Origin of the sequence: Streptomyces sp. NPDC088124 (assembly GCF_040685895.1) — a bacterium.
Lineage (GTDB): Bacteria > Actinomycetota > Actinomycetes > Streptomycetales > Streptomycetaceae > Streptomyces.
This window is the reverse complement of sequence record NZ_JBFBJB010000002.1, coordinates 85511-111968: the sequence shown is the minus strand read 5'-3', so window position 1 is coordinate 111968 and position 26458 is coordinate 85511. Positions and strand designations below refer to the sequence as shown.

At 72.6% G+C, this 26458-nt stretch carries 26 protein-coding genes and 1 riboswitch; of the genes, 14 read left to right on the top strand and 12 right to left on the bottom strand.

Annotated features, from left to right (window positions below):
- The first annotated feature begins 173 nt into the window (after window positions 1-173).
- Together AB0P17_RS01845 and AB0P17_RS01840 are read left to right on the top strand one after the other, a co-directional pair.
- Window positions 174-1526, top strand: coding sequence for a class II 3-deoxy-7-phosphoheptulonate synthase (locus AB0P17_RS01845; RefSeq protein ID WP_365806651.1), 1353 nt, complete (start codon window positions 174-176; stop codon window positions 1524-1526).
- 159 nt (window positions 1527-1685) lie between these two features.
- Window positions 1686-1916, top strand: a complete 231-nt coding sequence (locus AB0P17_RS01840; protein WP_365806649.1) for a (2Fe-2S)-binding protein — start codon at window positions 1686-1688, stop codon at window positions 1914-1916.
- Between the two features lie 42 nt (window positions 1917-1958).
- Here the strand turns inward: AB0P17_RS01840 and bfr are convergent, their stop codons facing one another.
- Complete coding sequence (gene bfr, locus AB0P17_RS01835; RefSeq protein WP_365806647.1) at window positions 1959-2438, bottom strand: bacterioferritin; 480 nt, start codon at window positions 2436-2438, stop codon at window positions 1959-1961.
- A 157-nt stretch (window positions 2439-2595) separates the two neighbouring features.
- Between bfr and AB0P17_RS01830 the strand changes: the two genes are divergently transcribed.
- Window positions 2596-3228 carry a sulfite oxidase-like oxidoreductase gene (locus AB0P17_RS01830; protein WP_365806645.1) on the top strand — a complete coding sequence of 211 codons (633 nt, stop codon included), beginning with the start codon at window positions 2596-2598 and terminating at the stop codon, window positions 3226-3228.
- A gap of 42 nt (window positions 3229-3270) precedes the next feature.
- Here the strand turns inward: AB0P17_RS01830 and AB0P17_RS01825 are convergent, their stop codons facing one another.
- From AB0P17_RS01825 to thiO, 5 genes are all read right to left on the bottom strand, one after another.
- Entirely contained in the window at window positions 3271-4125 is an 855-nt protein-coding gene (locus tag AB0P17_RS01825) for a deoxyribonuclease IV (protein WP_365806643.1), read from the bottom strand.
- 6 nt (window positions 4126-4131) lie between these two features.
- Window positions 4132-6075, bottom strand: a complete 1944-nt coding sequence (gene pknB, locus AB0P17_RS01820; protein ID WP_365806642.1) for a Stk1 family PASTA domain-containing Ser/Thr kinase — start codon at window positions 6073-6075, stop codon at window positions 4132-4134.
- A 147-nt stretch (window positions 6076-6222) separates the two neighbouring features.
- The gene (locus tag AB0P17_RS01815; protein ID WP_365806640.1) at window positions 6223-7017 is read right to left on the bottom strand and encodes a thiazole synthase; all 795 of its coding nucleotides are present in this window, start codon (window positions 7015-7017) and stop codon (window positions 6223-6225) included.
- A gap of 5 nt (window positions 7018-7022) precedes the next feature.
- Window positions 7023-7223 carry a sulfur carrier protein ThiS gene (thiS, locus tag AB0P17_RS01810; protein WP_365806928.1) on the bottom strand — a complete coding sequence of 67 codons (201 nt, stop codon included), beginning with the start codon at window positions 7221-7223 and terminating at the stop codon, window positions 7023-7025.
- Between the two features lie 11 nt (window positions 7224-7234).
- Complete coding sequence (gene thiO, locus AB0P17_RS01805) at window positions 7235-8446, bottom strand: glycine oxidase ThiO (RefSeq protein WP_365806638.1); 1212 nt, start codon at window positions 8444-8446, stop codon at window positions 7235-7237.
- Window positions 8444-8557: riboswitch (TPP riboswitch) on the bottom strand. (Overlaps the previous gene by 3 nt.)
- Window positions 8558-8606: 49 nt before the next feature.
- Here thiO and AB0P17_RS01800 point away from each other — a divergent pair.
- From AB0P17_RS01800 to AB0P17_RS01775, 6 genes are all read left to right on the top strand, one after another.
- The gene (locus AB0P17_RS01800; protein ID WP_365806636.1) at window positions 8607-8966 is read left to right on the top strand and encodes a hypothetical protein; all 360 of its coding nucleotides are present in this window, start codon (window positions 8607-8609) and stop codon (window positions 8964-8966) included.
- 167 nt (window positions 8967-9133) lie between these two features.
- Window positions 9134-10318 carry an FAD-dependent oxidoreductase gene (locus AB0P17_RS01795; RefSeq protein WP_365806926.1) on the top strand — a complete coding sequence of 395 codons (1185 nt, stop codon included), beginning with the start codon at window positions 9134-9136 and terminating at the stop codon, window positions 10316-10318.
- Between the two features lie 147 nt (window positions 10319-10465).
- Complete coding sequence (locus AB0P17_RS01790) at window positions 10466-10831, top strand: Rv2175c family DNA-binding protein (protein ID WP_365806634.1); 366 nt, start codon at window positions 10466-10468, stop codon at window positions 10829-10831.
- A gap of 141 nt (window positions 10832-10972) precedes the next feature.
- Entirely contained in the window at window positions 10973-11623 is a 651-nt protein-coding gene (thiE, locus tag AB0P17_RS01785; RefSeq protein ID WP_365806633.1) for a thiamine phosphate synthase, read from the top strand.
- A gap of 193 nt (window positions 11624-11816) precedes the next feature.
- Entirely contained in the window at window positions 11817-12734 is a 918-nt protein-coding gene (gene metF / locus AB0P17_RS01780) for a methylenetetrahydrofolate reductase [NAD(P)H] (RefSeq protein WP_365806631.1), read from the top strand.
- A 12-nt stretch (window positions 12735-12746) separates the two neighbouring features.
- The gene (locus AB0P17_RS01775; protein WP_365806629.1) at window positions 12747-13787 is read left to right on the top strand and encodes a hypothetical protein; all 1041 of its coding nucleotides are present in this window, start codon (window positions 12747-12749) and stop codon (window positions 13785-13787) included.
- Between the two features lie 19 nt (window positions 13788-13806).
- On the opposite strand, the gene AB0P17_RS01770 is transcribed toward AB0P17_RS01775, so the two are convergent.
- Both AB0P17_RS01770 and AB0P17_RS01765 read right to left on the bottom strand, forming a co-directional pair.
- Window positions 13807-15336, bottom strand: a complete 1530-nt coding sequence (locus tag AB0P17_RS01770; protein WP_365806628.1) for an NAD(P)/FAD-dependent oxidoreductase — start codon at window positions 15334-15336, stop codon at window positions 13807-13809.
- Between the two features lie 10 nt (window positions 15337-15346).
- Complete coding sequence (locus AB0P17_RS01765; protein WP_365806626.1) at window positions 15347-15937, bottom strand: DUF4126 domain-containing protein; 591 nt, start codon at window positions 15935-15937, stop codon at window positions 15347-15349.
- A gap of 627 nt (window positions 15938-16564) precedes the next feature.
- Between AB0P17_RS01765 and AB0P17_RS01760 the strand changes: the two genes are divergently transcribed.
- From AB0P17_RS01760 to AB0P17_RS01750, 3 genes are all read left to right on the top strand, one after another.
- The gene (locus AB0P17_RS01760; protein WP_365806624.1) at window positions 16565-17104 is read left to right on the top strand and encodes an SAV_6107 family HEPN domain-containing protein; all 540 of its coding nucleotides are present in this window, start codon (window positions 16565-16567) and stop codon (window positions 17102-17104) included.
- Window positions 17105-17194: 90 nt separating this feature from the next.
- Window positions 17195-17980: a methyltransferase gene (locus tag AB0P17_RS01755; protein ID WP_365806622.1), complete on the top strand. Its 786-nt coding sequence runs from the start codon at window positions 17195-17197 to the stop codon at window positions 17978-17980.
- A 308-nt stretch (window positions 17981-18288) separates the two neighbouring features.
- A complete protein-coding gene (locus AB0P17_RS01750) occupies window positions 18289-18684 on the top strand; it encodes a DUF3040 domain-containing protein (protein ID WP_365806620.1) in 396 nt (131 codons plus the stop codon).
- Between the two features lie 286 nt (window positions 18685-18970).
- Here the strand turns inward: AB0P17_RS01750 and AB0P17_RS01745 are convergent, their stop codons facing one another.
- The 4 genes from AB0P17_RS01745 to AB0P17_RS01730 all read right to left on the bottom strand — a co-directional run bounded on the left by AB0P17_RS01745 (window position 18971) and on the right by AB0P17_RS01730 (window position 24675).
- A complete protein-coding gene (locus tag AB0P17_RS01745) occupies window positions 18971-21397 on the bottom strand; it encodes a DUF3488 and transglutaminase-like domain-containing protein (RefSeq protein WP_365806618.1) in 2427 nt (808 codons plus the stop codon).
- Entirely contained in the window at window positions 21394-22752 is a 1359-nt protein-coding gene (locus tag AB0P17_RS01740; RefSeq protein WP_365806616.1) for a DUF58 domain-containing protein, read from the bottom strand. The genes AB0P17_RS01745 and AB0P17_RS01740 overlap by 4 nt, the downstream gene beginning before the upstream one ends.
- Window positions 22752-23804, bottom strand: coding sequence for a MoxR family ATPase (locus AB0P17_RS01735; protein WP_365806614.1), 1053 nt, complete (start codon window positions 23802-23804; stop codon window positions 22752-22754). Before AB0P17_RS01735 ends, AB0P17_RS01740 begins: the two co-directional genes overlap by 1 nt.
- Window positions 23805-24048: 244 nt before the next feature.
- Window positions 24049-24675, bottom strand: a complete 627-nt coding sequence (locus tag AB0P17_RS01730; RefSeq protein ID WP_365806612.1) for a carbonic anhydrase — start codon at window positions 24673-24675, stop codon at window positions 24049-24051.
- A 289-nt stretch (window positions 24676-24964) separates the two neighbouring features.
- On the opposite strand from AB0P17_RS01730, the gene rsmH reads away from it, so the two are divergent.
- On the top strand, window positions 24965-25921 hold the full coding sequence (gene rsmH / locus AB0P17_RS01725; protein WP_365806610.1) for a 16S rRNA (cytosine(1402)-N(4))-methyltransferase RsmH: 957 nt from the start codon (window positions 24965-24967) through the stop codon (window positions 25919-25921).
- Entirely contained in the window at window positions 25921-26454 is a 534-nt protein-coding gene (locus AB0P17_RS01720; RefSeq protein ID WP_365806608.1) for a hypothetical protein, read from the top strand. The genes rsmH and AB0P17_RS01720 overlap by 1 nt, the downstream gene beginning before the upstream one ends.
- The last annotated feature ends 4 nt before the right edge of the window (window positions 26455-26458 follow it).

Below are 26458 nucleotides of genomic sequence, written 5' to 3'. Positions count from 1 at the left end.
TGATTCGTGGTGCGCGCGTGAATCAGTGGACCGCCGGACGAGCGGGCCACCACCAGGTCTGATGCGATTGCGCGAACATGAGCCGCACCATAGCGCATGCGCCGGGGCACCGGTCTGTTCCACACTGTGAGCGCCGCGCCGCCCGGCGCCCTCGACCACGTAATCTGGAGCGCGTGACAGTGAACGCTGAGAACTCCGCCAAGCATGTGCCGTCCTGGCACGATCTTCCCGCTGCTCAGCAGCCGGAGTATCCGGACCGCGAAGCCCTGCGTGCTGTCGTGGCGGAGCTGGAGAGCTATCCGCCGCTGGTCTTCGCGGGGGAGTGCGACCAGCTCCGTGCCCGGCTGGCGTCCGTCGCCAAGGGCGAGGCGTTCCTGCTGCAGGGCGGTGACTGCGCCGAGGCGTTCGACGCCGTCTCCGCCGACCAGATCAGGAACAAGCTGAAGACGCTCCTTCAGATGGGCGCCGTTCTCACGTACGCGGCGTCCGTGCCGGTGGTCAAGGTCGGCCGGATCGCCGGGCAGTACTCGAAGCCGCGCTCCAAGAGCACCGAGACCCGCGACGGTGTGACCCTGCCGACGTACCGGGGCGACTCGGTCAACGGCTTCGCCTTCGACGAGAAGTCCCGCGTCCCCGACCCCGAGCGCCTCAAGCGGATGTACCACGCGTCCGCCGCGACGCTCAACCTGGTGCGCGCCTTCACCACGGGTGGTTACGCCGACCTGCGCCAGGTGCACGCCTGGAACCAGGACTTCGTGAAGTCGTCCCCGTCGGGCCAGCGTTACGAGCAGCTCGCCCGCGAGATCGACAACGCGCTGAACTTCATGAAGGCGGCGGGCACCGACCCGGCCGAGTTCCGCACCGTCGAGTTCTACGCCTCGCACGAGGCGCTGCTGCTGGACTACGAGTCGGCGCTGGCCCGGGTCGACTCCCGGACCGGCGGGCTGTACGACGTCTCGGGCCACATGGTGTGGATCGGTGAGCGCACCCGCCAGCTCGACGGCGCGCACATCGAGTTCGCCTCGAAGATCAAGAACCCGATCGGGATCAAGCTCGGCCCGACGACCACCGTCGACGAGGCGCTGACCTACATCGACCGGCTCGACCCGGACCGCGAGCCCGGCCGGCTCACCTTCATCGTCCGCATGGGCGCCGACAAGGTCAGGGACAAGCTCCCGGCCCTGGTCGAGAAGGTGACCGCGTCCGGCGCCACGGTGGCCTGGGTGACGGACCCGATGCACGGCAACACCTTCGAGGCGGCCTCCGGTCACAAGACCCGCCGCTTCGACGATGTGCTCGACGAGGTCAAGGGCTTCTTCGAGGTCCACAAGGCGCTCGGCACGCACCCGGGCGGCATCCACGTCGAGCTGACCGGCGACGACGTCACGGAGTGCGTGGGCGGCGGCGACGAGATCTTCGTCGACGATCTGCACCAGCGCTACGAGACGGCCTGCGACCCCCGGCTCAACCGCAGCCAGTCGCTGGACCTGGCCTTCCTGGTCGCGGAGATGTACCGGGACCAGTAGGAGCCTCCTGTACGGCCCGGTGGGGCGCGGATCGGTGTGATCCGCGCCCCACCTGCGTTTCCAGGACTTTTCCGTATGCGGCACGACGGGTAAGGTTAGGTTAGCCTCACCGACGATCATGCGGCGTGGCTCCACATCAGCGGCACTCGGCGTCGGGAGGTGAATCGCGTGTACGTCTGCTCATGTTTCGGGATCACCGAGACGCAGGTGAGGGAACACGCGGCCGCCGGCGCGTGCACGCCCCGCGAGATCGCGTCGGCGAGCAAGGCGGGCACCGACTGCGGCTCGTGCGTACGGCGGATCCAGTCGCTGCTGGGGCGCGGTGGATGCCCGCGCCGTGAGCTGCTGGAGCAGCAGCGGCCCGCCCCGGTCCTCAGGGACGCCGCGTAGGCCGCTGTCCCTGCGTTTCAGCCGTCTGGCCGTCCAGCCGCCTCAGCTGTCGGGCTGTTCGATGAGCTGGGCGATGTAGAGCGGTTCGCCGAGTTTCTCGATCAGCTCCAGTTGCGTGTCGAGATAGTCGATGTGGTGTTCCTCGTCCTCCAGGATCGATTCGAAGATCCCTTTGGACGTGTGGTCGCCTTTGGACCGCATCACGTCGATACCGCGCTTGAGGCGGTCGATCGCCTCCACCTCGACCTGCCGGTCCGCCTGGAACATCTCCGTGACCGTTTGGCCGACCCGTACATGGAAGAGCCGCTGATAGTTCGGCAGGGCTTCCAGGAACAGCAGCCGGTCGGTGAGGAGTTCAGCGTGCTTCATCTCGTCGAACGACTCGGCCCGGGTGTACTTGGCGAGTTTCGTCCAGCCGAAGTTCTCCTGCATTTTCGAGTGGAGAAAGTACTGATTGATCGCGGTCAGTTCGGCGGTCAGCTGCTCATTGAGGAATTCAATGACCTCGGGGTCGCCCTGCATCGCGCGGACTCCTTCCAAGCCGGTGACGGAGCGGAATGCTGGGCATCCTCGCACCGTGATCCGGAGGCCGTCCAGTAAGTACACGCTTAGTAGGAGTTGCCGGAATCGAGGTGTACCTGGTCATCACCACCCCTCCCGGTCTGTCACCATGGAAGGCATGGGTCAGCCGGAGAGCCGGGAGCGTCAGGAGCCGGAAGTGTCCGAGCTGCCGCCGGGACAGCGCCTGCAGCGCGGCTGGCCGGTCACGCATTACGGCCCCGTACCGAAGTTCCGGCAGGAACGCTGGGAGTTCCGGGTCTTCGGCGCGACCGCCGACGGCGACAAACACTGCTGGAACCATGGTGAGTTCTCGGCGCTGCCGTTCTCCACCGTGGTCGCCGATCTGCACTGCGTCACAAAATTCAGCATGGTGGGGGCCGAATGGGGCGGGGTGCCCGCCCGGACGATCGTGGAACTCGCGCCGCCCGCGCCGGACGTCACACACGTGATGGTCTGGGCCGAGTACGGCTTCAGCTCGAATCTGCGGATCGCCGACTTCGTATCCGACCGCACGATCTTCGCCACCCACAAGGACGGTGAATTGCTCACCGCGGAACACGGATTTCCGGTACGGCTCATCGTTCCGCAGCTCTACGCCTGGAAGGGCCCGAAATGGGTCCGGGGCGTGGAATACATGACCGCCGACCGACGCGGTTTCTGGGAGGAACGCGGCTATCACAATGTCGGCGACCCCTGGTCCGAGCAGCGCTACTCCTACCAGGAACTCCCGGGCGACGGCCCGGAACTTTGACGGGGCCGGGGCCGGACCCCAGGTCCGGCCGGTAGGGAGTGCTCAGCCGTCGCGCAGCTTCTTCAGCCGGGCCACGTCCGCCGCGTGCCCCTCCTTGCCGCCCGGGGTCTCGATCACCAGCGGTACGCCGGCGGTCGCCGGATGCGTGAACAGCTCGCGGAACGGGTCCTCCCCGATGTGCCCCGCGCCGATGTTCTCGTGCCGGTCCTTGTGCGCTCCCGTCACGTCCTTGGAGTCGTTGGCGTGGATCAGCTTGAGCCGGCCGGCGCCGACCGTGTCCACCAGCAGGTCCAGGGTCTGCCGCATGCCGTGCGGCCCGGCCAGATCGTGCCCCGCCGCGAAGATGTGGCACGTGTCCAGGCAGATCCCCAGCCGGGGGTGGGAGTCCAGCGCGTCGAAGTAGGGGCCGAAGTCCCAGGTCCGTGAGCAGAGCGAGAAGCCCTGGCCCGCCGTCGACTCCAGCAGCAGGAACGGGTCGTCGTCGTGGGTCAGCTCGTCCAGGAGCGGCAGCATCCGCTCCCGTACCTGCGCGAGCGCCACCTCGCGCGGCCGCCCGCCGGTCGCGGAACCGGTGTGCACGACCACGCCCAGCGCGCCGATCTCCCGGCCCCGCCGCAGACTGTGGCGGAGCGACTCCACGGACTTCTCGGCGGTCGCCTCCGTGTGCGAGCCGAAGTTGATCAGATACGGAGCGTGTACGTAGGCGGGCATCCGCGCCGCCGCGCACTCGGCGCGGAACCGCTCGTCCTGTGCCGGATTCCCGGCGGGCGTCGCCCAGCCGCGCGGATTGGCCGCGAAGACCTGGACGGTCTCCGCGCCCAGCTCGCGCGCGTACGCCAGGCCGGTCGTGGCGAGCCCGCCGGCCACGGGGACATGGGCGCCGACAGGGTTGCGCATCTGCGTCTAGAGTCCCTTGGTCTTGATGGTGATGGTGGAGCCCTCGGGGGCCTGCTCGCCGCCGGCGACGGACTGCTCGCCCACGGTGTCCCCCAGGAACGGGAAGCTCCGCTCGACCTCCACCTGGAAGCCCGCGTCCTTCAGCAGCTTCTTCGCGGCCTCGGTGCCCTGCCCGGTCACATCCGGTACGGAGACCATCCGCGGGCCCTTGGAGACCGTCAGCGTGACCGTGTCGCCCTGCGCCAGGCGGGTCCCCTCCGCGGCGGACTGCCGGGCGATCGTGCCCTCGTCCTGCGCGGAGTTCACCCGCTCCGTGGCGACCTTCACCGTGAGCCCCGCGTCCTCCAGCTCGGTGGTGGCGTCGGCCACGGTCTCGCCGGTCACATCGGGCATGTCGACGGGGGCGCCCTTGCTGACCAGAAGCGCGATGCCCGCGTCGGGCCGTACGTCCCGGCCCGCCGCCGGCGTGGAGCTGATCACCGTGCCCCGCGCGACGTCCTCGTCGAACTCCCGCTTGACGAGTCCGGCGGCCAGCCCGGCCTCCTTCAGGACGGACCGCGCCTCGGCCAGCGTCTTGCCGGTCAGGTCGGGCACCCGGACGATCTCCGGGCCGCGCGAGATGACCAGCGTCACCGGACCGCTGCCCCGGACCCGGGAGCGCGGCTCCGGATCCGTCCCCATCACCGTGCCCCGGTCGAAGCTGTCGCTGAAGTCGCGGGTGATCTTCGCGTCCAGGCCCTCGGCGCCGAGCCGCTCGCGCGCCTCCTGCTCCGTCTGCCCGAGCAGCGACGGCACCCGGGTGAACTGGCCCGAGTTGATGTACCAGACACCTGTCCCCACCCCGAGGACGAGCAGCACCGCGACGACCGCCGCGAGCACCCCCCGCGACGGCATCCCCCGGCGCCCCCCGGCCCCGTACCGGGACCGGCCGGCCGGCGGCCCGGCGTCCGGGGGCGGCATCTCCAGCCGGCTCGTGTGCCGGACGGGCTCGTCGTCCGGCTCCTCGACGGGCCGGATCCGGGGGATCACCGTCGTACGCCCGTCGGCGTCCGCGCCGGCCGCCGGCTCGGGCCTGGCCCGGGGCGGTACGGCGTCGAGCTGCGCGTCGGTGAGCGCCGCACGGGCCGCGCGGACCAGCGCCAGCAGCGCGACCGCGTCGAGCGGCCGGTCCTCGGGGTCACGCGCGGTCGCCGCGGCGACCAGCCGGTCCAGCTCCGGGGCGAGCCCGGGAACGGCGGCGGACGGGGCCGGCACGTCCTCGTTGAGATGGCGGTAGAGGACCTGCGCGGGGGTGTCCCCGGTGTGCGGCTTGGCACCGGTCAGCATCTCGTGCAGGACGACCCCGCAGGCGTACACGTCGACGCGGGTGTCGGACGTGCCGTACTCGATCTGCTCCGGCGCGAGGTACGAGACCGTGCCGAGGACGGTCCCGGTGGTGTTGGTCACCTCCCCGACGCCCCTGACCAGCCCGAAGTCGGCGACCTTGACCCGGCCGTCGTCCCCTATCAGCACGTTCTCCGGCTTCATGTCCCGGTGGACGAACCCGGCCCGGTGCGCGGCGCCGAGCGCGGCGAGCACCGGCTCCAGGATGTCCAGCGCGGCCCGCGGACGCAGCGCGCCACGCTCCCGCACGACATCGCGCAGGGTGCACCCGGCGACGTACTCCATCGCCAGGTAGACGTACGCGCCCTCCGCGCCCTGGTCGAAGACCGCGACCACATTGGGGTGCGCCAGCCGCGCCACCGACTTGGCCTCACGGATGAACCGCTCCACGAAGGAGGCGTCCGCCGCGAGCGCCGGATGCATCACCTTGAGCGCCAGGATCCGGTCGAGCCGGGTGTCCACGGCCCGGTAGACCGTGGCCATGCCGCCGACCGCGATCCGCGCCTCGACGCGGTAACGGCCGTCGAGCACCTGCCCGACGATGGGGTCCTGAAGGGTCGTATCCACGCCGGTGAGTCTACGAGTCACCGCCGACACCGCCGAAGCCCCGGTCGGACCGGGCACACGACTGAAGCCGACCTGTGACAGGCCTCCCGGAGCGTCGTTACGCACCGGACGCGCCGGGCCCCGTACCCGCCCGGCGCGCCCGGCGGGTCAGAAGCAGGGCCGCTCCGGGTCGAGCGCCGCCACCCCGTCCACCGGCGAGGACGCCTCCGCGAAGTGGCGGCGCGGGATCCGGCCCGCCCGCCGCGCCAGCCGGCCCGCCGCCACCGCGTGCCGCATCGCCTCGGCCATCAGCACCGGCTCCTGGGCGCGGGTGACCGCGGACGCCAGCATCACCGCGGCGCACCCCAGCTCCATCGCGAGCGCGGCGTCCGACGCGGTGCCCGCGCCCGCGTCCAGGATCACCGGGACACCGGCGCGCTCCACGATGAGCTGGAAGTTGTGCGGGTTGCGGATGCCGAGCCCGGAGCCGATGGGCGAGCCGAGCGGCATGATCGCGGCGCACCCCACGTCCTCCAGCTTCGCCGCCAGGACCGGGTCGTCGTTGGTGTACGGCAGGACCGTGAACCCGTCGTCCACCAGGGTCTCCGCGGCGTCCAGCAGCTCCACCGGGTCGGGCAGCAGGGTGCGTTCGTCCGCGACGACCTCCAGCTTGATCCACTCCGTGCCGAGCGCCTCCCGGGCGAGCCGGGCGGTCAGGACGGCCTCGCCGGCGGTGAAGCAGCCCGCCGTGTTGGGCAGCGGGCGGATGGAGAGCCGGTCCAGCACGGAGAGCACGGAGCCCTGCACGGTGGGGTCCAGCCGGCGCATCGCGACCGTGGTGAGTTCGGTGCCGGAGGCGATCAGCGAGCGTTCGAGGACGTCGAGGCTGGGCGCCCCGCCCGTCCCCATGATCAGCCGGGAGGAGAACGTGGTGGAGCCGATGGTGAGCAGATCGTCGGCCATGTCCGTCAGCCTCCCTGGACGGCGGTGAGCACTTCGACCCGGTCGCCGTCGCTGAGCGCGGTGCCGGACCAGCGGGTACGGGGGACCACCGTCTCGTTGACGGCGGCGGCCACCCCGGAGGGCGCCGGGGTGAGAGTCGCGACGACGGCGTCGAGGGTGGTCGCGGCGGCGAACTCGCGCCGCTCGCCGTTGACGGAGACATGCATCACGGAAGTGTTCATACGGGCTGCTCCAAAGGGGCGGACACGGAAGCGCCGGCGGAGAAGCGCAGCGGGGTGAAGGGCGCCGCCTCGGGCGGGAGCTCATCCGTCGTCAGGACGGTGGCCATGACATCGCCGGTGACCGGCGTCAGCAGGACCCCGTTGCGGTAGTGGCCGGTGGCCAGCGACAGACCCGGCAGCACGGTCGGCCCGAGCAGCGGCGCGTTGTCCGGCGAGCCGGGGCGCAGCCCGGCGCGGGTCTCGGTGAGCGGCAGCTCGGTGATGCCGGGCACCAGTTCGTGCGCGTCGCGCAGCAGCTCGTACACGCCGCCCGCCGTGACCGTCGTGTCCCAGCCCAGTTCCTCACTGGTCGCGCCGACGACCAGCTCGCCGTTCTCGCGCGGCACCAGATAGACCTGGCCGCCCCGCACCACGGCCCGTACCGTCCGGGACAGGAAGGGCTCGTGGCGGCGCGGCATCGTCAGGCGCAGGACCTGCCCCTTGACGGGCCGTACGGGCGGCACCGCCTCCGGGGGCACGCCCGCCAGCCTGCCGCTGAGGCTGCCGCCCGCCAGCACCACCCGGTCCGCGGCGAGCGCGCCGCCGTCGGCGAGGACGGCGCCCGCGGCCCGGTCCCGTACCACGGTGAGCCCCCGGGCCCAGGCGTGGTGGAGGACCACCCCGGCCCGCTCGCAGGCCGTGAGGAGCGCCGCCGCGAGCCGCCGCGGGTCGATCTGGTGGTCGCCGTCGACCCGCAGGCCCCCGCGTACCCCCGGCGCGAGCATCGGTTCCAGGCGCCGGCACTCGCGCCCCGTCAGCCACTCGGAGGCCAGCCCCGATCGCCGCTGCAGCGCGTGCAGTTCGCGGAGCTGCGCGCGGTCGTCGGAGTCCAGGGCCACCGCGAGCGTGCCGCACGCCCGGTACCCGGTGTCCCGGCCGCTCGCCTCCTCCAGCTCCGCGACGAACGCCGGATACCGCCCGGCGGAGGCGAGATTGAGCCCGAGCAGGGTCTGCTCGCCGTGGTGCAGCTCGGTGACGGCGGCGAGCATGCCCGCCGCGACCCCCGCCGCGCCGCCGCCCGGGTCCGGGTCGGCGACGGCGGTACGCAGCCCGCGCCGGGCCGCGCGCCAGGCCGTGACCAGACCGATGATCCCGCCGCCGACGACCAGGACGTCGTACCCCGTGGGGGATGTCGGTGCCCGGGACGATGACCGTGTGGATGCGTGCATGGGCGTCCAGCCCCTCCCTTCGCCGGCATGACCCGGATCAGGTTCGTACGGTCGGAGGCCGCTCCAGCCTCCCTCTCAGCCCGGTGCGTCCGGACTCCCGCGAGGTAGTGTCGACCGCCAGACTAACGCGCCGTCCACCAGGTCGTAAGGGAGCATCACCATGGCCCGCTCGTTGGACGGACTCGTCCTCTCACCCGTCGCCGACCAGGCCCCGGGCCAGGTCGGGACCCGTACCCGCTTCGCGTACCACGAGGAGGACGGCCACATCTGGGCCTCCTACGAAGGCGGCGACGTGCTCCGCGGCCACCTCGTGGGAACGCGTACCGGGGACCGTCTCGACTTCCGTTACGTCCAGTTGAGGCACGGCGGTGAGACCTCCTCGGGGCACTGCGTCTCCACCGTCGTCGAACTCCCCGACGGCCGGGTCCGGCTGGAGGAGAGCTGGGAGTGGGAGTCCCGGGAAGGCAGCGGGACGAGCGTCGTGGAGGAACTGCCCGCCGGCGCTCCGGTCTCTGTCTGACACCGCTGCGGCGCCCGTCGGCAGGTGACGCTGCCCGTCGGCACGCGACGCCGCCCCGCCGTTCCGGCGACCTCTAAGGTGACCGGGTGAGCGAACAGCGGCAGGCACACGGACGTGACGGGCACGAGGGGTGGGACCCGGGCGACGGGCGGCCGGATGAGCCCGGGGTGGTCGTCGTCGGCGCGGGCATGGCGGGGGTGCGGACCGCCGTCGCCCTGCGCGAGAAGGGGTACGGCGGCCGGATCACCCTGATCGGCGCGGAACCCCACCCGCCCTACGACCGGCCCCCGCTCTCCAAGGCGATCCTGCTCGGCACGGCCGAAGGATCCGCCTTCGACATCGACTTCGAGGCCCTCTCCGTCGACCTCAGGCTCGGTCTGGAAGCCACCGGGCTGCGCCCGTCCGACCGGGAGCTGGACACCACCGCCGGGCCCGTCCCGTACGACGTGCTGGTCATCGCCACCGGCGCCGAACCCGCCGTACTGCCCGGCACGGAGGGCGTGCCCGGGGTCCACCCGCTGCGCACGCTCGACGACGCCGTGCGGCTGCGCCCCGTACTGGAGCGGCGGCGGGAGGTCGTCGTCGTGGGCGCGGGCTGGATCGGCGCGGAGTTCACCACCGCCGCCCGCGAGGCCGGATGCGTGGTGACCGTCGTGGAGGCCGCCGACCGGCCCCTCGCGGGCGTCCTGCCCGCAGAGGTCGCCGCCCCTATGACCGACTGGTACGCGGAGAGCGGCGCCGAACTGCTGACGGGCACCGGTGTCGCCGCCGTCGAGCCGGGCACGGTGATCCTCGCGGACGGCCGCCGGCTCGCCGCCGACGCGGTGGTCGTGGGCATCGGCGCACGGCCCGCGACGGCCTGGCTCGCGGGCTCCGGCATCGCGCTCGGCGCGGACGGCTCGATCACCGCGGACGAACGGCTGCGCACCTCGCTGCCAGACGTGTACGCGGTCGGTGACTGCGCCTCCTTCCCGTCCGCGCGCTACGGCGAACGGCTCCTGGTCCACCACTGGGACAACGCGCTCCAGGGACCGCTCACGGTCGCCGCGCAGGCCGTCGGGGAGACCGATCCGGTCTACGATCCGGTGCCGTACTTCTGGTCGGAGCAGTTCGGCAGGTTCGTCCAGTACGCGGGCCACCACGGGGCGGCCGACACCCTGGTACGGCGCGGCGACCCCGCGGGGGCTTCCTGGTCGGCGGTCTGGCTGCGCGACGGCGTCCTGGTGGCCCTGCTGGCCGTGGGGCGCCCCCGCGACTTGGCCCAGGGCCGCAAGCTGATCGAGGCGGGCGCGCGCCTCGACCGGGAGCTGACGGCCGACCCGGCGGTACCGCTGCGCAAGGCGGTCCGCTGAGAGCCTCTCGGGTGACCGCACGGTCAGAGGTCACCCGACGGGCTCTGAGCCGTCCGGCGGCGGTCCAGGTCCGTTGTGCCCTGGTTTCCACCCCGTCCGGAGTGGCTCGGGGTGCCCGGTGTCAGTCCGGGATGGCACGCTTGTCCTGTGACCGAGATTGACGCAAAGATCGATGCTCTCGTCCCCGCCTGGCTTCACCTGCCCGATATCGCCGAAATGCTCGGTGTCGAGGTGACGCGCGTGCGGCAGTTGGTGAAGGAAGGCCAGCTCATCGCCGTGCGCCGGGGCGAGAACAGGACGCTCCAGGTTCCCGCCGCCTTCATCGACGGCACCAAGGTCGTCAAGGGGCTCGCCGGCACCCTGACGCTCCTGAGGGACGACCACTTCACCGACGAAGAGATGCTTGAGTGGCTCTTCACCCCCGACCCCAGCCTGCCCGGCACCCCCGCGCAGGCGCTCAGCGAGAATCGCGGTACGGAGGTGAAGCGCCGGGCTCAGGCGCTCGCCGTCTGACGGCCTCATCATCCGGGGACGGGCGGCGCCCGCCGCCGCCCGTCCAGGAAGTCACGTAGCTCCACACACAGCTCCGCGAGCGGTTCCGGACGCCGTTCCGGACGCAGATGCCGACGCGGATTCCAACGGGGGGACCTTTCCATGCCCACGCCTCACGAGGCACTGTCCGACGCCCGGCTCTACCTGTGCGTGGACGCCCGCAAGCGGCAGGGGGACCTCCCCGAGTTCCTCGACGCCGTGCTGGCGTCCGGCGTGGACATCGTCCAGCTCCGCGACAAGGGCATGGAGGCGGCCGAGGAACTGGACCACCTCCGGGTCTTCGCGGACGCCTGCCGCCGCCACGGCAGACTGCTCGCCGTGAACGACCGCGCCGACGTCGCGCACGCCATCGGCTCCGACGTGCTCCACCTCGGCCAGGGCGACCTGCCCGTCCCGGCGGCGCGGGCGATCCTCGGCCCCGCCCCGCTGATCGGCCGCTCCACCCACGCGCGCACCGAGGTGGACGCGGCGCTCGCCGAGCCAGGCGTGGACTACTTCTGCACGGGCCCCTGCTGGCCCACCCCCACCAAGCCGGGCCGGCACGCCCCGGGCCTCGACCTGGTGCGGTACGCGGCGGCGAGCGGCACGGACCGCCCGTGGTTCGCGATCGGCGGGATCGACGCCGGCAATCTGGACCAGGTGCTGGACGCCGGGGCCCGCCGCGTCGTCGTCGTACGGGCGATCACGGAGGCCGACGACCCGGCGGCGGCGACGACGGCCCTGGCCGGACGGATACGGGCGCGCGCCGCCTGACCGGCCGGCGGAACAGGGTTCCGGCCGCGCCGCCCGACCGGCGGCGGGGCCGTGTTCCGGCGCCTCCCGGCCGGTGGCGGCGCCGTGTCCCGGGTTTCCGGCTCATGTCCGAGGGGTGGACACTTGCCGGTCAATACCGCTGAAAGCCTCCCGCGCGGTTGGGTCGTCGCCGCGCCCTGGATAACCTGCACATATGGCCCTCGGTACAGCTTCGACCAGATCGGATCACGCGCGTACGGTGCGTGATCTGCTCGCGACCGGTAAAACCTCGTACTCCTTCGAGTTCTGGGCGCCCAAGACCGAGAAGGGCGAGCGCAACCTCTGGAACGCGCTGCGCAGGGTCGAGGCGGTCGCCCCGAGCTTCGTCTCCGTGACCTACGGGGCCGGCGGCTCCACCCGGGACGGCACGGTCAGGGCCACGGAACGGATCGCCGCCGACACCACCCTCACCCCCGTCGCGCACCTCACGGCCGTCGGCCAGTCCGTCGCCGAGCTGCGCAACATGATCGGGCAGTACGCCGACGCCGGGATACGCAACATCCTCGCCGTACGGGGCGACCCGCCCGGCGACCCGATGGGGGAGTGGATCGAGCACCCCGAGGGCGTGCGGTACGCGGCCGACCTGGTCAGGCTCATCAAGGAGTCCGGGGACTTCTGCGTGGGCGTGGCCGCCTTCCCCGAGATGCATCCGCGCTCGGCCGACTGGGACACCGACATCCGGCACTTCGTCGCCAAGTGCCGGGCGGGCGCCGACTACGCGATCACTCAGATGTTCTTTGAGCCCGAAGGCTATCTGCGGCTGCGTGACCGGGTCGACGCCGCGGGTTGCGCGACCCCGATCATTCCGGAGATCATGCCGGTCACCAGTGTGAAGATGCTGGAGCGATTGCCCCAGCTCTCCACCGCGGTCTTCCCGGCGGAGCTGAAAGAGCGGATCCTCTCGGTGAAGGACGATCCGGCCGCTGTACGCTCGATCGGCATCGAGTTCGCGACGGAGTTCTGCGCCGGACTGCTGTCCGAGGGCGTACCTGGCCTGCACTTCATCACACTCAACAATTCCACGGCGACGCTCGAAATCTACGAGAATCTCGGACTGCACGAGCAGTCGTGACTAGGGGCGGGCATGGGCTGGACGGTCCTCTACATCGCATTCGGCATCGTTGCCCTGTGGCTGCTGGGCGAGGTGCTGCTCCAGTACAAGGCGCGGCTGCGCTGGCGGCTGCTCGCCTTCACCGGGTTCATGGGCGTGGTGCTCGGCGTGCTGATCCCGAACATCTTCGTCATCGTGCTCGGCACGATCGCCTTCGCGGTCGGCCAGACGTATGTGACGCTCTCCTTCCGCAGCGGCTTCTCGACGGGGTGGGCGATCGGCGGCAGGCCGACGGTCAGCAAGCGGCGCAAGGCCGCCAAGGAGGAGGCCGCCGACCGCGAACCCGCCCTTGAGGTCTCGGACCTGGAGTACGAGCCGGCCGCCGCCCAGGAGCCGCTCCCGGTCCGTCCGGCCGCCGACGCCGCGTCCGTGTACACCACGGAGCCGATGCCCGACGAGACCGGGCAGTACGGCGTCTACGACGACGCGCTCCAGGACCCCCGCTCGGCCTCCCGGGCGGACGCCGACGCGGCCACGGGCACGGCGGATGCGGGCGGTTACGGCGGCGGGTACGACCCGTACTCCGGCTACGGGACCCAGCAGGCCGGCCAGGACGCCTACGCGGCGCACGACCCCTACGCCACGCACGACGGCTACGCGAACCAGGACGCCTACGCGGGGCAGGGCGGCTACGGGGCGCAGAACACCTACGCCGCGGACCAGGACGCCTACAACCAGCAGACCCAGCAGTACGGTTACGGGACCGGTGAGCAGCAGTACGCGGCCTACTCCGACCCGTCGTACGGCGGTGGCGGCGCGGTCAACGGCGGCCAGCAGTACGACACGTACGACAGCTTCGGCGGCCGGCAGCAGTACGCGGCGGCGCCCGGCGAACACGACCAGCACCAGCAGCAGTACGCCAACGACACCCCGCCCGGCGGGGTATGGGTCCCGCAGCAGCGCGAGCGCCAGGACGACCCGTTCCCCCCGGCGCCGGGCGAGAAGCCCCAGCAGGGGTACGACGCGGGCTCGGGCTCCGGCTCGGGCTACCAGAACGACCAGTACCGCTACTGACCGCTCGCGTACCGCCCGCTCACTGCGACCCCCGGAACTCCGGTCCCTCGACGATCAGTCCGGCGACCAGCGCCCCCGACATGCCCGCGTGCGCGAGCCCGCCGCCCGGGTGCGCCCAGCCGCCCGCGCGGTGGAGACCCGGCAGCCGGGTGGTGTTCGCGGGGTACAGCAGCCGCCCCTCCGCCCCGGCCAGCGCGGGCGGGGGGACCGAGCCGCCCGCGGCACCCGTCCGCGCCGCGGTGTCGGCGGGCGTCCGTGTCTCGTGCCACAGCAGCCGCTCCGGCAGCCCGGGCACGGCCGCCTCCGCCACCGACATCAGGACCTCCGCGTACCGCGCGCGCAGCGCCGCGTCGGACCAGTCGACCGGGCCGTGCGGGGCGACGGTCGCGGTGAGCGTGACGGCCTCGTGCCCGCCGTCGGGGCGCGTCGCCGGGTCGTCGGGCCGCAGCACCGTGACCGTCGGCCGCTCCGCGGGGCGCCCGCCGAAGACGGCGGCCGCCTCGGCCCCGCCGTCGGGGGAGTGCACCACCGTCCGGTGCGCGGCGCCCACGTCCCGGCCGCCGCGCAGCGCCAGCAGCACCGTGAACCGCCCGGGCACCGACCCGTCGTCCCGCTCCGCCACGGCCGCTTCACCGGCGGCACCGGCTGCGGATCCGGATCCGCCCGGGTGCGGCGCCAGGAGCCGGCCGGGCGCGACTCCCGCCACCACCGCGTCGGCCTCGACGAGCGTGCCGTCCGCCAGCTCCACACCGGCCGCGGCGCCGTCCTTCTCGACGATCCGGGTCACCTCGGCGCCGAAGACGAACTCGACCCTGCGTGCCAGGCACCGTTCGTACACCGCGCGGGCCAACTCCCGCATGCCGCCCCGCACATACCAGCTGCCGAAGGTCTGCTCCAGATACGGCAGCACCGCGGCGCTCGCCGGGGCGTGCCGCGGATCGAGTCCGTACGACAGCGCGCAGCCGTCCAGCAGCGCCGCCAGCCGTGCGTCACCCAGCTCCCAGGCGCCGATCTCGGCGACCGTGGTGGCCAGCCGGGGGGAGCGCAGCAGCCGGCGCCGCGGCACCGCCGGATACGGGTCCCGCCCGAGCGCCCGCGGGTCGCGCCACAGCGGCTCCTCCAGCAGCGGCCGGCGCGAGCGGTCCCAGGCGTCCCTGGCCCGGCCGAGGAAATCCGCCCAGCGCTCACCGGCACCCGCGCCGAGCGCCGCGTCCAGCGCCGCGACGGCGCCCGCCCGCGACGCGTTGGGCAGCCGGACGTCCGTACCGTCGGCGAAGAGATGACGGCTCGCCGGATCCACCTGGCCGAGCTCCACGCTCCGCTCCAGGGACTCCTTGCCGGTCTTCACGAACAGATCGCGGTAGACCGCGGGAAGGTGCAGCAGCCCGGGACCGGTGTCGAAGACGAACCCGTCCCGCTCGAACCGGTCCACCGCGCCGCCGTAGGTCGCCGAGCGCTCGTACACCGTCACCCGGTGGCCCGCCACGGCCAGCCGGGCGGCCGCGGCCATGGTGCCCATCCCGGCCCCGATCATCACCATCTGTCCCATGCGCACGAGCCTATCCACCGTCACCGACAGCCCGGCGCCGCGTCCTGCGCCGCAGGAACCGGCGGATCCTGGTGGCCAGGAAGAACACCGTCGCGATGCCCGCCGCCAGCAGGATCCCCGCGATGACCGCGGCGGCGACCGGGTGGAACAGCGCGAAGACGACGATCCCGGCGACGCCCAGGTCCTCCGCCGTGCTCATCAGGACGTTGCTCACCGGCTCGGGGGACGTGTTGATCGCCATCCGGGTCCCGGCCTTGACGAGATGGCTCACCAGCGCCGTCGAGCCGCCCACGGCGCCCGCCGCGAGCTCCGGCAGCGAGCCGCTCTCCCCGGCGAGCAGCGCGCCGACCACCGCGCCCGCGAGCGGTCTGACGACCGTGTGGACGGAGTCCCACACGGTGTCGACGTACGGGATCTTGTCCGCCACCGCCTCACAGAGGAAGAGCGCCCCCACGACGATCAGCACGTCGGTGCGCTGGAGCGAGGCGGGCACCTCGTCGGTCAGCCCCGTGGCGCCGAACAGGCCCAGCAGGAGCACCACCGCGTAGGCGTTGACGCCGCTGGCCCAGCCGCTCGTGAAGATCAGGGGAAGTACGGACACGGACGCGAGCCTAGCCGCGCGGACAGGAAGTGGGCAGGAGTACCGAGCTCTGAGTACAGGTACCTAGCGGGTGAGTTGAGTAGGTGCGCGGATGGGCCGCGACCTGCGCGAACGGAAGAGTGGAGCCCACGGAAGGGGCGCGGCACCGGTACCGCCGACACGGGGCGGCGGAACAGGCGCGGCACCCCGGACGTGACGGGGGTGCGGTACGGAGGGCCCGGCGACCACGGGGGATCCACGGAGGATCGGTGGAGGGCTGGCCCTCCGGCACCACGGGGGAAGGGGTGGGCATCAAGGGGGGCGTTCAGGGGGGAGACGGGAAGCAGGGGGAGTCCAGGGGGGAGTCAGGGGAACGGGGGGAAGCAGGGAGGGGAACGGGGGGAAGCAGGGAGGGGAACGGGGGAACGTGTCGGTCCGGTGCGGCTCATGGGGGAATGAGCCGCACCGGACCGACGCGTTTCGCCTTCTCGGCCCCGGCCCCGGCTCCGGTCCAAGCCCCGGTCCCGGTCCCGTCGCGGAATTCCGTCAATCGGGGCGAATGCGCAGGTCAGGGCCGATTGTCAGTGGTGCCCGTCACGATGGACACATACGGCCACGAAGCCGTCACGCGACGACAGGAGGTTCGTCATGGCCAGTTCCTACGCACGTGCCGCACACCGGCGGCGCCCCGACGGCCCTGCACCCTCACTGACCGGACCACCCAGCGACGTCCACCCCGTCCTGCGCCGGGCCACCGCGCCGCCCGCCGCCCTCGATCTGCTCGCGCAGGCGCGCGGCGGACTGGACGAGGCCGCCACCCTGGACACTCCGAACGAGCGCTACGCCACGGCCCACCTCGCCGCCCTGCGCACCGCCGCCGCGGTCCTCGCGGCCCGTGGCCGTCCCGAGACCACCCCGCAGCGGCGCAGGCGGATACGGAGCGTGTGGGAGGTCCTGCCCGAGATCGCGCCCGAGCTGGCCGAATGGAGCGGGCACTTCGCCGCCGGCGCCACCCGCAGGGCGCGCGCCGAGGCCGGCATACCGGGCGCGGCCGGCAGCCGTGACGCCGACGACCTGCTCCGGTCGGCGGCGATGTTCCTGCGCCTGGTGGAGCGCCTGCTCGTGCTCGAACCGGTGCTGCCCCAGCCCCGCGAGGAACAGCCACGGCCCGGTGATGCCGCAGGGTGACCGGGCGGGACGGCCGAGGCAATAGGGTGGGCGGAGTCTGTCCTGTTCCACGCCCCGCCGGGGCGGCACCGCGCCGAGGAGTCAACTGCCGTGTCGGACCCTTCCCCTGCCGTCGGTGGGGAGACGCCATCGCGCCCCCGCGGCTCCCTCCGTACCGCCGTGGTCTGGGAGGTCCTCAAGGACGCCCTCGACCGCCGGGCCAAGGCGGCCGGCACGGAGGCCCTGGACGTCCTCGACACCGGAGGGGGCACGGGCAACTTCGCGGTGCCCGTCGCCCGACTGGGCCATCGGGTGACCGTGGTCGACCCCAGCCCGAACGCGCTCTTCGCACTGGAGCGCAGGGCGGCGGAGGCCGGGGTCGCGGCGCGGGTCCGCGGGGTGCAGGGTGATATCCACGGCCTCTTCGAGGTGGTCGGGCGCGGCAGCTTCGACGCGGTGCTCTGCCACGGCGTCCTGGAGTACGTGGACGATCCCGCCGAGGGGGTACGGAACGCGGTCGACGCGCTGCGCCCCGAAGGCGAGCTGAGCCTGCTCGCCGCGGGGCTGGGCGGCGCCGTGCTGGCCAGGGCGCTCGCCGGGCACTTCACGGAGGCCCGGCAGGCGCTCACCGACCCGGCGGGCCGCTGGGGCGCGGGCGACCCGGTGCCCCGGCGGTTCGACGCCGAGCAGCTCACGGAGCTGGTCACCGCGGCCGGTCTGCGGGTCGGCGCCGTCCACGGGGTCCGGGTCTTCGCGGACCTGGTGCCCGGCGGTCTCGTGGACACCCAGCCGGGGGCCCTGGACGCCCTGCTGAAGCTGGAGGCGGCAGCCGCCGAACTGCCCGCTTTCCACTCCGTGGCCAGCCAGCTCCATGTCCTGGGCGAGAAAAGGCGCTGATCGCCGGAGGCCCGGAGACCCCCTGTGAGCCGTCCGGAACGCCCCGTGTGTGGCTGATCAGCGGCGCAGCTCCGCATGGAGTGCGCCACAGGCCCCCCAGCGGGGCGCCGGGCGCCGTATGATCGGGGTACACCATCCGGCATGACGGATCGATGGTTGGGGAATCAACGCCTCAGCGACCGAGCCGACATGGCGGCCCGGAATGGCGATTTGGCGTTGAGGGCGGGTTTCACGGGGGCGAATCCCTGCCTATCCTTGAAGGAGCCGCATACCGGTCGCCCCCCGCGACCGACGACTAGGAGGACTCCGTGCCGCTCTCGGAGCACGAGCAGCGAATGCTCGAGCAAATGGAGCGAGCGCTGTACGCCGAAGATCCCAAGTTCGCGACAGCGCTTGAGGGAAGCGGGCTGCGTACGTACACCCGGCGACGGGTCTACCAGGCAGTCGCAGGCTTCCTGGTGGGTATCGCGCTCCTCATGGCCGGAATGGTCGCCCAGCAGATCTGGATCAGCGTGGTGGGGTTCCTCGTCATGCTGGGCTGTGCGGTCCTGGCGGTCACCGGCTGGCGCAAGGCGCCCAAACCAGGCGAGCAGCAGGCGGCGGGCGGCGCGTCCGCCGACCGGCACCAGCCAAGACAGCGCCGCTCCATGATGAACCGGATCGAGCAGCGGTGGCAGCGCCGCCGTGACGAACAGGGTCAGTGAAAGAACAGGCCAGTGACCGAACAGACCCGGTGACACCAGTCCTGTAAGGAGCCGGTCCCCCTCAGGGGCCGGCTCTTTCGCGTATCCGGGCTTCCGGGCCCGGGCCGCTGGGCCTCCGGGCCTCCGAACGGAGTGCGCCGGGCGGCGGCAAGAGGCCGACCCGGCCGCGGCAACGGCCGAGGGGCGGACGCGTCGCGCGTCCGCCCCTCGGCCGTACTCCGCCCCTCCCGGCCGTACTCCGTGTTCCCGGGCCCCTGGTGGCCCCCGGAGAAGGCCGCCCGGAGCCTCAGCCGCGCTGCCGCGACGGCCGCAGCCGTGTCGTCGCCGTGGCCATCCGGCGGGTGAGCTCCAGACGGCGATCAGTCCACCGCGCGGCGACCGTGTGCCACCGCTCGGCCCCGTACCAGATCACCCGAACGGCCGAGCGAGGCGCGAGCAGTGCCCGGAGCCGCGTCCACCGGCCGGCGGCCGCGCTCAGGCCCTCCCGGATCAGCCGGGCGTCCTCGGCGAGCCCCGTGCCCGGCCGCGGCACCGGCGCGTACAGCACCTGCTCCACGGATCCGGCCATCCGGTGCACCGCCGCGGCCGCCTCGCCGTCGAGACCGCCCAGCCGGACGATGCGCTCGGCGGTCCTCCGGGGCGTTCCCGACTCGTCGGGCGGTATGCCGTGGTCCCACGCCGTATCGATGACCTCACGCCAGGCGACGAGCGTCCTGGCCGTGGCGTCCTCCGGGGTACGCCCGGCGGAGCCGAGCCGGCCCGCCCTGACGCGGGTCCGCCACAGCAAAGGCAGCAGTGGCAGCAACAGCACCGCCAGCGCGCCCGCCACCACGGCGAGGACGGTTCCCAGTGGGGTGCCCGTGTCCGTCGGCGGCAGCACGCCCGCTTCCTCCGTCGGGTCGCACTCCCCCAGCCGCTGGGCCTGCGCCGGGCAGGTCTCCGAGGCCGACGGCTCCGCGGACGGCGCGGCGGACGGGTCGGTGCCCTCGCTGGCCGAGTCGCTCGGCGTGCCTGTCGGGGCCTCCTCGCGGGTGTAGTCGGGGGTGCTGCCCCGGCTCGGCGTCGGCTCGAAACGGGTCCAGCCGACCCCTTCGAAGTACAGCTCGGGCCAGGCGTGCGCGTCCCGCAGGCCGACCGACATCGTGCCGTCCGCCTGCGGGGTCCCCGGGGTGAAGCCGACCGCGACCCGCGCCGGGATGCCCAGCGTGCGGGCCATCGCCGCCATCGAGAAGGAGAAGTGGACGCAGAACCCTTCCTTGTTCCGCAGGAAGCGGGTGATGGCCGTGACACCGGTGCCCGAGTCGACGGCGGTGTTGTACGTGAAGCCGCCGTCCAGCGCGAACCAGTCCTGGAGCTTGACGGCCTTCTCGTAGTCGTTCGCCGCCCCCGCGGTGACCTCCCGCGCCGTCGACCTGACGACCTCCGGCAGCACCGAGGGCACCTGGGTGTACTCGCGGAGCAGCCCCGACGGGGCGGCGGGCGCCGAAGCGAGCTGCTGCCTGGTCGGGTTCACCTGGAGGCTGGTGACCTCGTAGCGCGCGCCACGTGTCGACTGGCCCCGGTCGCCCACGAGCGTCCGGCCCGTCGGCTCGAAGCGCCAACGCCCGTCGATCTTCACCTCGGAGGCCGGGTAGGGCATCGGCAGGTAGTTCTGCCGGTACCACCCGGCCGCCGAGATGGTGGTCCTGATCTCCGTGGCCTCGACGTCGCTCCGGAGTCCGGGCGCGGTCGGCAGCGTGTCCGGCACGTCCTCCACGCTGCGCTGGGAGAACCGCCAGGACGTGCCGTCGAACTTGTCCAGCGCCATGATCCGCAGGTACAGGTCCTGCGTGCCCTTCGCGTTGGTCTTGTAGCGCAGCGCCTCGCGGTCCTCGGGCTGGTTCAGATTGTCCTGGAGCGACACCAGCGGGTTGACCGCGGAGATCGTGCCCCCGCCGCCCACCCCCGAGCCGTTCCCCGCGCCCGCGCCGGCCAGCAGCCCGCCGTCCAAAGCGGGCAGAGCCGCCGGGACGGCGAGTGCGACGCCCAGCGCCACCACACCGATCCTGCGGCCCGTACGGACCGGGGCCCGCCCGTTCGGGTCGAAGGCCGACGAGAACCGGCCCGGGGTGCGCGGCGCGCCGCCGAAGACCCGGCCCCACTGGGAGAGCCGGTCCCGGCCCTCGGCCAGGAGCAGCAGCAGATAGCCGGTGGCGGCCAGCAGGAACCACACCCACCCGCCGGCCCCGCCGGAGAGCCCCGCGGCGACCGAGTAGAGCGCCAGCAGCGGCAGCCCCGCCGGGGCGGCGCTGCGGAACGTCACCGCGATCGCGTCCACGGCGAGACCGATCACCAGCACGCCACCGATCAGCATCAGCCGGATGCCCTCGGTCGCCGGGGCGGGTATCGCGTACCGCCCGACGTCGTCGCCGCCGGACGTCAGCAGCCGGCCGAACTCCTGGACGGAGTCCGGCGTCGGCACGAAGCCGAACAGGGCCTGCTCCTTGGCGAAGACCAGGGTGAGCAGCAGCAGGACCGCGAGCGCCTGGAAGGCGACGGTCAGCGGGCGGGCCAGCGGCACCCGCCGGGCCAGCGCCCCCACCCCGCTCACGACCCCCACCATGAACGCGCACTGGACCAGCCAGGTGGGCGACTCGACCAGCGGGGTCAGGGCGCCCGCCGCCATCACCGTGGCGGCGAAGGAGCACAGCGCCAGCCGTCCGCGACCGCTCATGACCATCCTCCGGAGAACCCTGTCGTACCGCCCGCGACGGCCGATTCCGAGTGCTGGCGGCCGGCCAGCCGCCACAGATCGGGCAGCGCCGCCCCGGAGGGCACGGCCAGCGCCGTCCACCCCGTCTCGCGCAGTTGCCGCAGCCGCTTCTCGACCTCGGCGTCGTCCCTCGGTCCCTGCGTCCAGCCGGAACTGTCGAGCACGAAGGCGACGGCCGCGCCGCTGCGCTGCCGCATCCGGGCGGCGACCGCGGTCTGTTCCTCGTCCAGATCGCCGAAGAACGCCACCAGCAGCCCTTCGGTGGAGCCGCGCAGCACGTCGTACGAGCGCGAGAGGCCCGCCCCGTCGGAGTGGTCGACGACCGCGAGCGTGTCCATCATCAGCCCGGCCGAGTCCGCGGAGTCCTGGGTGGCCCCCGCGAAGCCGTCCGCGCCCTCGCCGGGCACCGAACCGCCGGTGTCGGTCAGCAGCCGTACCGCGAAGCCCCGTTCCAGCATGTGCACCAGCGCGGAGGCCGCCCCGGAGACCGCCCACTCGAAGGCCGAGTCGGGGCCCGAGCCCTGGTAGGCGATCCGCCGGGTGTCCAGCAGGACCGTGCAGCGTGCCCGCTGCGGCTGCTCCTCGCGGCGCACCATCAGCTCGCCGTACCGCGCGGTGGAGCGCCAGTGGACCCGGCGCAGGTCGTCGCCGTGCCGGTACCCCCGCGGGATCACGTCGTCGTCACCGGCCAGCGCCAGCGAGCGCTGGCGCCCGTCGCCGTGGCCCGCGGCCTCGCCCGCGAGCCGCACCGGCGGCAGCGGTTCGGTGCGCGGGATGACCGTCAGGATGTCGAAGGCACTGAACGAGCGGGTCAGCTCGCACATCCCGAACGGGTCGCTCAGCCGCAGCTGGAGCGGTCCGAGCGGATAGCGCCCGCGCAGATCGGAGCGGACCCGGTAGGACACCTCACGGCGGCCCCCCGGCTCCACCCGGTCCAGTACGAACCGGGGGCGCGGCCCGAGGACGTACGGCACATGGTCCTGGAGCATCAGCAGCCCGGTGGGCAGCCGTGTGACGTTGTCCATCCGCAGATGCACCCGCGCCTCGGCCCCCGCGGGGACCCGCGAGGGCGCCAACCGCCTGCTGCCCGCCACCCGGTAGCGCGTGCGGTACAGCACCGCCACACAGATCAGCGGCAGTACGGCGAGCAGCAGCCCCACCCGCAGCAGATCCGACTGGCCGAGGACATAGGCGCACACCGCGGCGGCGATGCCCGCCGCGAGGAACGACCGGCCGCGGGTGGTCAGTCCGGACAGCGCGGCCCGCACCCCGCCCTTCTCCTCGCCGTCGCCGGCGGCCGGCCCCCCCGACGCCATCACAGCCGCCGGGCGCCGGACTGCTGGCCGAAGAGCGTCCCGGCGGTCCCGCCGGGAGCCGGGCGGCCCACGGTGGTCCGGCCGCCGTCGGCCGTGGGCACCGGGGTCCGCTGGAGGATGTCCTGGACGACCTGCTCCGCCGTACGCCGGTTCAACTGGGCCTGGGCCGTGGGCAGCAGCCGGTGCGCGAGCACCGCCGAGGCCAGCGACTGCACGTCGTCGGGGAGCGCGTACTCCCGGCCGTCGAGCGCCGCGGCGGCCTTCGCCGCCCGCAGCAGATGGAGTGTGGCGCGCGGCGAGGCGCCGAGTCTGAGATCCGGATGGCTACGGGTCGCCGCCACCAGCTCCACCACGTACCGCCGGACGGACTCGGCGACATGGACCGTGCGCACGGCGTCGATGAGTTTGACGATGTCGTGCGCGTGAGCCACCGGCTGGAGGTCGTCCAGCGGCGAGACCTCGCCGTGCACGTCCAGCATCTGCAACTCGGCCTCCGCGCTCGGGTAGCCGATCGACACCCGGGCCATGAAGCGGTCGCGCTGCGCCTCGGGCAGCGGGTACGTGCCCTCCATCTCGACCGGGTTCTGGGTGGCCACCACCATGAACGGGCCGGGCAGTTCGTAGGTCTTCCCGTCGATGGTGACCTGACGCTCCTCCATGGACTCCAGCAGCGCCGACTGGGTCTTGGGCGAGGCGCGGTTGATCTCGTCGCCGATCACGATCTGCGCGAAGATCGCTCCCGGTTTGAACTCGAATTCCCGCCGCTGCTGGTCGTAGATCGACACTCCGGTGATGTCCGAAGGCAGCAGGTCGGGGGTGAACTGGATACGCCGCACCGAGCAGTCGATGGAACGCGCCAGCGTCTTGGCCAGCATGGTCTTGCCCACGCCGGGAACATCCTCGATCAGAAGATGGCCCTCGGCGAGCAGCACGGTCAGCGAAAGCCGTACGACCTCAGGCTTGCCCTCGATCACACCCTCCACCGATGCGCGCACACGCTCCGCTGTGGTGGTCAGATCCGTGAGGCTCGCTCGATCGTCATAGGTCGTCACCCGGCCCTCCTCGGCCCTTTCAACGGGCCGATGCTCATCAGACGGCCCGGCCCTCCCCGAAACACGGACACCGTCCCCGGAACGTTCCGGGACGCTGTCGCATACGCATTCTTGTTGCCGTTACCGCTTCGTGTCATCCGCCTGTGGATAAGTCGGTGGGTTATGTCTGCTTTGCTGTCTTTCGGGTCCGGTTAACGCCCCCGTTCCATACGTACGGGCGGGGCGTTCCTGCTCAGTCCGCCGGTCAGCCGGCCGGATCGATTTCCCGCAGCAGTCCCGTCCTCACGTCGAAGACGAAGCCGCGGACATCGTCGGTGTGCGGAAGGAACGGCGAGGTGCGTATGCGCTGCATGGACTGGCGCACGTCCTGATCGACATCGCGGAACGCCTCGACGGCCCACGCCGGCCGCTGGCCGACCTCCATCTCCAGTTCGTGCCGGAATTCCTCGGTGAGGCTCTCCAGACCGCAGCCGGTGTGATGGATCAGGACGACGCTGCGCGTGCCGAGCGCCCGCTGGCTGATGGTGAGCGAGCGGATCACGTCGTCGGTGACGACGCCGCCCGCGTTACGGATGGTGTGGCAGTCGCCCAGCGAGAGCCCCAGGGCGTCGTGCAGGTCGAGCCGGGCATCCATGCAGGCGACGACGGCGACCTGGAGCACCGGGCGGGCGTCCATGCCCGGATCGGTGAAGCCGGCCGCGTACGCGTGGTTCGCGTCGACCAGCCGGTCGGTGACGGTGCCGCCGGTGCGGGCCGCGTCGGCGGGGGCCCCTGAGGGCTCTGCGGGGAGATGTGCGGAAGTCGGCATACCTGTGACGTTAGTCGGCACAGCCCGGGGAAGCCCGTCGTGAGAGTGGACAAAGAACGTCATCGCGGATTGGTGTGAGCTAACCCACAAGGTCGAGTACGGTGCCGCCGAACGGGTGAAGAACGCCTTTCGTGGAATGGCGTGATGACAGCGCGAGGACCCTGCGACGCGCTGACCGGCCGGGTGGCCCGGAACCACCGGGAACCGTGGACTAAAGTGGCGCGAAGTTCACGGACACACCCTGAACCCGTGCCAGAACGCATCCAGAATTTTCCCGCATAACGCGGCGTACGTGCGGCTCGGCCCCTTCCCGCTCGGCGGTACGTACGACCGTCCGTACTTGAGAGGGCGCATGAACCAGGTCCGGCATGTACCGGTGATGCTCCAGCGGTGCCTCGACCTGCTGGCCCCCGCCCTCGCCGAGCCCGGCGCCGTCGTCGTCGACTGCACGCTCGGCCTCGGCGGACACAGCGAGGCACTGCTCGCCACCTTCCCCGCCGCACGGCTCGTCGCGCTCGACCGCGACCAGGAGGCGCTGCGGCTCTCCCGCGAACGCCTCGCCGCCTACGGGGACCGGGCCACCCTCGTGCACGCCGTCTACGACGAACTGCCCGACGTGCTCGACCGGCTGTCCGTCCCCCGCGTCCAGGGCGTCCTCTTCGACCTCGGCGTCTCCTCGATGCAGCTCGACGAGGCCGACCGCGGCTTCGCGTACGCCCAGGACGCGCCGCTCGACATGCGGATGGACCAGACGACCGGTGTCAGCGCCGCCGAGGTCCTCAACACCTACCCGCCCGGCGAACTGGTCCGCATCCTGCGCGCGTACGGCGAGGAGAAGCAGGCCAAGCGCATCGTGTCCGCGGTCGTCAGGGAGCGGGACAAGGAGCCCTTCAGCCGCAGCGCCCGCCTCGTCGAGCTGATCCGTGACGCGCTCCCGCAGGCCGCCAAGCGCACCGGCGGCAACCCCGCCAAGCGCACCTTCCAGGCCCTGCGCATCGAGGTCAACGGCGAACTCCCCGTCCTGGAACGGGCCGTCCCCGCCGCCGTACGGAGCCTCGCCGTCGGCGGCCGGATCGCCGTCCTCTCGTACCACTCGCTCGAAGACCGCCTGGTCAAGCAGGTCTTCGCGGCCGGGGCCGCCAACACCGCCCCGCCCGGCCTGCCCGTCGTCCCCGAGCGCTACCAGCCCCGGCTGAAGCTGCTCACCCGCGGCGCGGAACTCCCCACCGAGGAAGAGGTCGCGGAGAACCGCCGCGCCGCCCCCGCCCGGCTCCGGGGGGCGCAGCGGATCCGGGAGGACGTCCTGTGATGAGGGGGCCGGGCAAGCAGCTGAAGGGGCGGGCCGCCCGCCTCGCCCAGGTGCTGCCCGCCGGGAGCAACTCGGCGGCCCGCACCCCCTTCGTCCTGCTGGTCGTGCTGCTCCTCGGCGGCGGCCTGATCGCCCTGCTGCTGCTGAACTCCGCCCTCAGCGAGGGCTCCTTCAGACTGACCGACCTGAAGAAGCGCACCACCGACCTCACCGACGAACAGCAGGCGCTGCAACGGGACGTGGACGACCTCTCCGCCCCGTACGCGCTGGAGCGGCGCGCCCGCGAGCTGGGCATGGTGCCCGGCGGCAGCCCGGCCTTCCTCGATCCGGACGGTACGGTGCGCGGCGCCCCCGGCGCGGCCCCTACGGCGCCGGGGGCCCAGCCCTCCGCCCAGTTCGCCCCGCAGCCGCCCGCGGCGCCCTCCGCCGGGCCTTCCGGGGAGCCCTCCGCCCGGCCCTCCGTCCTGGAGGAGACCTCGACGTCCCCCGTACCGGCATCCGGTACGCCGGCCCCGACGACCCCCGGCAGGTGACGCA